The sequence below is a fragment of the Staphylococcus croceilyticus genome (genome assembly GCF_002902575.1).
In the GTDB taxonomy this organism is placed as follows: domain Bacteria; phylum Bacillota; class Bacilli; order Staphylococcales; family Staphylococcaceae; genus Staphylococcus; species Staphylococcus croceilyticus.
Map to the genome: position 1 here is coordinate 1 of NZ_PPRD01000078.1, position 6,264 is coordinate 6,264.

Sequence of the window (6,264 nt, forward strand, 5' to 3'; positions counted from 1 at the left end):
ACTATATACCCTATATAATTTTTTGAAACGTTATATATTTGAAACTATTAAAAAAGTTTCACAATTCAATTTTTATGCATTTAAACGTTAAAGCAATATAACAATTAAGAAAGCTACAATAATACTTTTAAAGCAAAAGAAATTAAATAATAAGAAATAGTATTGTCAGCAACAAAGTTCATAGAATTGTCAAAATCTTCTAAATCAATAGAGATATTTTACTAGGAAGAATTGAATTCCGACAAAGTTAGTATTAATCTAAAGAGGTAATAAGTATTTAACGAAGGGAAGTTTTACTTTATGAAAGCAGCAGTATGGTATGGTCAAAAAGATGTTCGTGTTGAAGATCGCGAACCTAAACAATTAAAAGATAATGAAGTGAAAGTTAAAGTATCTTGGGCTGGAATTTGTGGTACTGACTTACACGAATATTTAGAAGGACCTGTCTTTATCTCTACAGATAAACCTGACCCATTCTTAGGTCAAAAAGCACCTGTTACTTTAGGTCACGAATTTGCTGGTGTAGTTGAAGAAGTTGGTAAAGATGTAACTAAGTATAAAAAAGGCGATCGCGTTGTCGTTAACCCTACTGTTTCTAAACGTGAAAAAGACGAAAGCGTAGATTTATATGATGGTTACTCATTCATCGGATTAGGTTCAGATGGTGGTTTCGCAGAATTTACTAACGCTCCTGAAGAGAATGTTTATGCTTTACCTGAAAATGTATCTGCTAAAGAAGGTGCATTAGTTGAACCAACAGCAGTAGCAGTTCAAGCTGTTAAAGAAGGTAATTTATTATTTGGTGACACTGTAGCAGTCTTTGGTGCTGGACCAATCGGTTTATTAACTGTCGTTGCAGCTAAAGCTGCTGGCGCAAGTAAAATTTTCGTTTTCGACTTATCAGAAGAACGTTTAGCTAAAGCTAAAGAAGTTGGTGCTACTCACGTTATTAATTCTGGTGATGTAGAACCTGTTGAATACATTAATGAACACACTGAAAATGGTGTAGACGTTACTTTCGAAGTGGCTGGTGTAGGTGTAACATTAGCACAATCAGTTAAAGTAACACGTCCTAGAGGTACAGTAGTTATCGTTTCAATCTTTGCGCATGAAGTTAAGTTTGACCCAATGTTATTAACTAACTCTGGTGTGCATTTAGCTTCAACTATCGCTTACTCACCTACTACATTCCAACAAACAATCGATTTAATTGCGAACGGAAGCTTAGATGTTAAGAGCGTAGTAACAGATGAAATCGAATTAGAAAACATCGTTGAATCTGGTTTCGAACAATTAGTAAATGATAAATCACAAGCTAAAATCCTAGTTAAATTAAACGGCTAATCTATTGATTAAATAATAATATCATTCCCTAAAAGCCCCTCCATAATCTCACATTATGGAGGGGCTCATTATGTATATTCAATACTTCGTATTGTTAGTTTGTATTTCTAATGTAGTTTTTAAATGGATTTTCATTTCACTTTAGTTGTAAAGAAATTCTTAGATGAACATTTACTCATTCTGTTGTGATGCTTGCCTAGGGGGCTGGGTCGAGCCTTGGTCTCGACACTCATCCTGCTCCCTCAGGCGTCACACAACGTCATTCGTAGGTCATCCTTAGAATTTCTTACATAAGTACAGAGCGCTTATGTTCATTAATAATTAACATAGGAATCGCCACAACTACACTTTGTAATCTATTTTAGAACACTTTTCACAACTACTTTATTACTTAGTTTCATAAAATTATTATCCTCATTAGATACTCATTACAATACTAAGTATTTATAGTAATTATCCATTTAACTAAATTTAAAAGATAATGTACTTTTCTACATTAATCAAATAATTTATATATTAAGTAAGTTGAATTTAAACTTCAATATTTATCTTAATACAAATAATAAGATGAATAAGTATTTTAAAAAACAATAATGATTAGCCTAGTACAATTAACTAAGTATTTAAGTATTATTGACTAGGAGTTTCTACGTTTACGTAAGTAGTTCTAAGGTAGATTACGAAGTGTAGTTGTGAAGACTCCTAGGGGAGCAGTGCTAGTCGAAGACTACAGGCTGAGACGGCACCCCTGGAAAGCGCAACAACTTAAACAAGTGAATATCTACCTAAGAACTGCTTTACAAGACCGTGACTTAACCCAGCCCCTAGGCAAGCATCTCAACTTAAGTGAGTGAAATTCTATCTTAGAACTACATTTTATTTATCATACATGCCTTTGCCTTCTAAAATATAATTATAATATTTCTCCACTCTGCTTTGTCTTGTCTGACTGCGTTTTGCTTGTGAAATATGATAAATATATTGATGTTGTCGTCCAGGCGTTAAATTATAAAACGCTTCTTTAAACTCTGGCTCTTCATCAAGCTTGCTTTGTAATTCTTCAGGTATCTCATAATCTTCCGTCTTCTTCATTTCCACTTTCTTGCCAGCTTTTTCTACTTTAATCGCTTCATTCACATAATAAAGAATCTCATCACGACGTTCTTTAATTTCATCTAATGTTTTAAATCTTAATTGTCTTGCTGCTTGAACCTTCTCTGTTTGTTGAACTAACGTATGATACTGATCTTCTAATATGGCACCTTTGTGAAAGAGAAGCGCAACATAATGTTTAAAGCCATGGATTAATACCACATTTGCGTCGTTTAATGTATAACACGGATGCATCCATTTATAGGTCTCTTCTAATTCAGTTTCTTCAAATATTAAATTTCTAAGATATTGATAGGCTTCCTTCCATTGACTATCCTTTTCCAAAAAAGCTAAAACTTTATCATTAGCTTGTTTATGCGTCATCTCAAACACCTTCTAACTCATTAATTTGAAAGCAATACAGTTATTATATTATTTAAGTTTAAAATTAACTATCGATAACACAATATTTTGTAAATTTACTAAATCGTAAATTGACTAATTAAACGATAAGCGTATAATTAAAAAGTGTCATTTTATATGAATAATAAAACAATTTAAAAAGGAGTATTTATGGGACAGAACAATAATAATAGTAATAAAATCAGTCTGACTCAATTAGTACTACTTGGACTAGGTAGTTTAATTGGTTCTGGTTGGCTCTTTGGTGCATGGGAAGCGTCCTCTATAGCTGGTCCAGCCGCGGTTATTTCGTGGATTATTGGATTTATTGTCATTGGAACAATTTCTTACAACTACATTGAGATTGGAACTATGTTCCCACAATCTGGTGGTATGAGTAATTATGCGCAATATACACATGGATCTTTATTAGGATTTATTGCTGCATGGGCTAACTGGGTCTCACTCGTAACGATTATCCCAATTGAAGCAGTATCTGCAGTTCAGTACATTAGCTCTTGGCCATGGGATTGGGCAAAACCTACTGGTGCGTTGATGCATAATGGAACGATTAGTACGATTGGCTTATTTGCCGTATATATTATCATCATTATCTTTTCATTACTGAACTATTGGTCAGTAAAATTATTAACGTCATTTACAAGTTTAATTTCAGTCTTTAAATTAGGTGTGCCTTTATTAACAATCATTATGTTAATGCTTTCTGGTTTCGACACTAGTAACTATGGTTCATCTATGGGTCAATTTATGCCTTATGGTAGTGCCCCAATCTTTGCGGCTACAACTACTTCAGGTATTATTTTCTCATTTAATGCATTCCAAACAATTATTAATATGGGATCTGAAATTAAAAATCCTGAGAAGAATATTGCACGCGGTATCGCTATTTCATTAACATTAAGTGCCGCATTATACGTTGTTTTACAAAGTACATTTATCACTTCTATGCCACAATCAATGATTCATGCACATGGTTGGCATGGTATTAACTTTAACTCACCATTCGCAGATATGGCGATTTTATTAGGTATCAACTGGTTAGCGATTCTTTTATATATTGAAGCGGTAGTTTCACCATTTGGTACAGGTGTGTCATTCGTAGCGATTACAGGTCGTGTCTTAAATGCGATGGAACAAAATGGTCATATTCCTAAATTCTTAGGTAAAATTAATAAAACTTACAACATTCCACGTGTTGCTATTGCATTCAATGCCATTATCAGTATGATCATGGTTACGTTATTCCGTGACTGGGGTGTACTTGCGGCGGTTATCTCAACAGCTACATTAGTGGCTTACTTAACTGGTCCAACAACAGTAATTGCCCTACGTAAGATGGGTCCTAAATTACATCGTCCATTCCGTGGTACGTTATTAAAAGTTATGGCACCTTTATCATTTGTTCTCGCTTCATTAGCGATTTACTGGGCGATGTGGCCAACAACTGCTGAAGTTATTTTCATTATTATTTTAGGTTTACCGATTTATTTCTTCTATGAATATAAAATGAATTGGAAAAACACTAAAAAACAAATTGGTGGTAGTTTATGGATTATTATTTACTTAATCCTCTTAGCTACTATGTCGTTTGTCGGTAGTAAAGAATTTAAAGGTATCAACTTAATTCACTACCCTTATGATTTTATTGTGATTATTGTATTAGCATTAATCTTCTATAAAATCGGTACTACAAGCTATTTCGAAAGTATTTATTTCAAACGCGCTAAGAAGATCAATAAGCAAATGAAAAAAGATACACTTAAAGAAGCAAAGCAAGAAACTGCTCAAGACAAAGCAGAGAAATAAATTTAATCAATACCAAGTGTGAAAGTGACTTCGCGCTTGGTATTTTTTATGCCTGTTTTTAATGCTATAGTTAAATTGAATGAAGTGAGAGGAAGGTGTTTCAATATGGTGACAGTTGCTACGACTAGCGGGAAGATACATGGAATAAGTGAAGATGGCATCATTAAATTTCGAGGCATCCCCTATGCCTATCCACCTACACATCATCGCCGCTTTAAACACTCCGAGTTATATACGTCTTGGGATGATATTGTAGCTACTTATTTCAGGTCTATTCCTCCTCAACCTTATAATAAATTAGAAACTTTCTTTTCTTCTGAAAATGTAACTTTCCCACAAAGTGAGGATTGTTTATATTTAAATATCTGGATGCAAAATAATGATAATACTAACAAACCTGTCATTATCTATTTTTATGGAGGTGGGTTTGTAAATGGGCATGGTTCTGCAGAGTTATATACACCAGAATCTATTGTCCAACGACATGATGTAATTGTAGTCACATTTAACTATCGGTTAGGCGCTTTAGGCTTTTTAGACTGGTCTTATTTTGACGCATCGTTTAATAAAAATAATGGTTTATCAGATCAAATTAATGCATTAAAATGGGTTCATCATTATATTGAAAGCTTTGGAGGCAACCCTCAGAATGTCACATTAATGGGTCAATCTGCCGGCAGTATGAGTATTATGGCATTAATGCAAATACCTGAATTAGATACGCTATATCATAAAGTGATGTTACTCAGTGGTACATTAAGACTTGATAAAGAAGACACTGGCTACTTAAAAGCGCAACATTTTCATAAATTGATGGATATTCATGTTCCAAATAAAAGGCTAGAAGATCTAACAGTTTCAGACATATTGAAATTACAAGCATTAGATGAGGCTTCGCGAGGTAAATCTAAAGGCTTGGAATTAATTTATACCCCTATCGAAGACGACTGTATGGCGCGTCCACTGTCACAGTTCACGAAACCTGTCGTCGTAGGTGTGACTAATGATGAAGGAGATTGTTATATTCGCAACGAGTTTCGTAAATTAGAAGCTTCACGCTTTGTAGAGGTCATGGCTTTAAATGATATTAATGTGAAGGAAGCAAATGCACAAACTGGCAAACAACAAGCGCAACTTGTCACCGACTTGTATTTTAAAACGCCTGCCCTTCAATTATTAGATACCTTGAATAATGCACAGCGTTGGTTTTTACGGTTCGATTGGCACTTACCAACCTCTTTTGAATTTAACAGTGCCTATCACATTCTAGATCTTGTCTTTTGGTTTGGAAAAATGAACATCTTAAGAGCACACGGCATTAAAAACTTAACTTCAGAAACTAAATTAAGCCAACAAATGATAAGTGATTTAATCACTTTTGCGAAGGCAGATACAATGCCATGGCAACCTTATCATTCAAACAATAAAAATCTACATATATACAAATAAGGCGTACCGCAAACGTTGCGATACGCCTTTAATTTTAATTCTTTGCATAATGTATATTTTTAGGTTCTACGCAAACATCGGTTGATAAATAAAAAAATTATTTAATTATAATTAGATTAAGCGACAAAGAGGAAATCAGACTTTTTTAGT

4 protein-coding genes are annotated in these 6,264 nt (G+C 33.8%); 3 read left to right on the forward strand and 1 reads right to left on the reverse strand.

The features are described 5' to 3' along the window. Window positions 1-300: 300 nt before the first annotated feature. Window positions 301-1,344, forward strand: coding sequence for a 2,3-butanediol dehydrogenase (locus CD128_RS09465; RefSeq protein WP_103329680.1), 1,044 nt, complete (start codon window positions 301-303; stop codon window positions 1,342-1,344). 876 nt (window positions 1,345-2,220) lie between these two features. Here CD128_RS09465 and CD128_RS09470 read toward each other — a convergent pair. Next, window positions 2,221-2,820, reverse strand: a complete 600-nt coding sequence (locus tag CD128_RS09470; RefSeq protein WP_103329681.1) for a YdeI/OmpD-associated family protein — start codon at window positions 2,818-2,820, stop codon at window positions 2,221-2,223. Between the two features lie 189 nt (window positions 2,821-3,009). Here CD128_RS09470 and CD128_RS09475 point away from each other — a divergent pair, with 189 nt between their 5' ends. Beyond that, window positions 3,010-4,665, forward strand: coding sequence for an APC family permease (locus CD128_RS09475; RefSeq protein ID WP_103329682.1), 1,656 nt, complete (start codon window positions 3,010-3,012; stop codon window positions 4,663-4,665). A gap of 105 nt (window positions 4,666-4,770) precedes the next feature. Then, complete coding sequence (locus CD128_RS09480; protein ID WP_103329683.1) at window positions 4,771-6,114, forward strand: carboxylesterase family protein; 1,344 nt, start codon at window positions 4,771-4,773, stop codon at window positions 6,112-6,114. The last annotated feature ends 150 nt before the right edge of the window (window positions 6,115-6,264 follow it).

What these genes read in the sequence shown, in the direction of transcription:
- CD128_RS09465 (WP_103329680.1), top strand. Translation starts at nt 301, where the DNA reads ATGAAAGCAGCAGTATGGTATGGTCAAAAAGATGTTCGTGTTGAAGAT.
- CD128_RS09470 (WP_103329681.1), bottom strand. Translation starts at nt 2,820, where the DNA reads ATGACGCATAAACAAGCTAATGATAAAGTTTTAGCTTTTTTGGAAAAG.
- CD128_RS09475 (WP_103329682.1), top strand. Translation starts at nt 3,010, where the DNA reads ATGGGACAGAACAATAATAATAGTAATAAAATCAGTCTGACTCAATTA.
- CD128_RS09480 (WP_103329683.1), top strand. Translation starts at nt 4,771, where the DNA reads ATGGTGACAGTTGCTACGACTAGCGGGAAGATACATGGAATAAGTGAA.